Source organism: Micromonospora sp. U21 (assembly GCF_018070045.1).
GTDB lineage: Bacteria > Actinomycetota > Actinomycetes > Mycobacteriales > Micromonosporaceae > Micromonospora.
The window spans coordinates 1-930 of the sequence record NZ_JAGPYK010000090.1; the positions used below are offsets into that span (position 1 = coordinate 1).

At 68.2% G+C, this 930-nt stretch carries 1 protein-coding gene; it reads right to left on the reverse strand.

The genetic code is table 11. The features are described from left to right. On the reverse strand, positions 1 to 873 hold an 873-nt coding region (locus tag KBX63_RS34885), incomplete at its 3' end, for an IS5 family transposase (protein WP_210918684.1). Positions 874 to 930: the final 57 nt, after the last annotated feature.

Consider the following 930-nt stretch of genomic DNA (forward strand, 5'->3'; position numbering starts at 1 on the left):
GGCGGTTGTGGTACGGGCGTGGCGGCGGGTCATCTGGAGGATCGCTGCCCAGTAGGTGATGGTTTCGTGGTGTTCGGGTAGGCGTTCGTAGTCGCGGGCGCAGCGGCGTCGGCGGGTGAGCCAGGCGAAGGTGCGTTCAACGACCCAGCGGCGGGGCAGGACGTGGAAGCCTTTGCGGGTCGGTCGGGGCACGATTTCGATGGTGACGTTGATGTTGGTGGCCCATCTGAGCAGGTCTGCGTGGTAGCCGTTGTCGGCCCAGATGTGCTGGACGCCGTGCAGGGCGGCTTGGTGGACGACGGGGCGGGCGCCGTCGCGGTCCTGGACGTTGGCGGGGGTGACGTGGACGGCGATGAGCAGCCCGAGAGTGTCGACGGCGATGTGGCGCTTGCGGCCGTTGACTCGCTTGTGTGGGTCGTAGCCGCTGGTGTCGCGGCTGACGGTGGCCTCGGCGGACTCATGGACGGACTGCGAGTCGATGCAGCCGGCGGTCGGGGTCGAGGTGCGGCCGGTTGCGTGGCGGATCTGTTCGCGTAGTCGGTCGGTGAGGGTGAGCGCGGTCAGGTCGTCGTGCCAGCGGGCGAGGAAGCCGTAGATGGTTCGCCAGGGCGGGAAGTCGGCCGGCATGGCGCGCCATTTGATGCCGTTATCGACCAGATAGAAGATTGCGTCGATGATCGCCCGGCGGTGGTGTTTTTCCGGGCGTCCGCCGCCGGGGCGACGGCAGGCCGGAGTGCTGAGCAGGGGTTCGAGGATCTCCCATTCGGCGTCGGTGGTGTCGGAAGGGTAGCGGCGCCGGCGGGTTGCGCAGCCACATGCACAGACGGCATGGGGCCGCTGGCTGGCGGCAGGCCGGGCAGGGTTCAATGTCAAGGCGGGCTCTTGGGGCAGCAGGGTGTAGGAACCGTCTGCTTACCAAGAGCCCGTCTT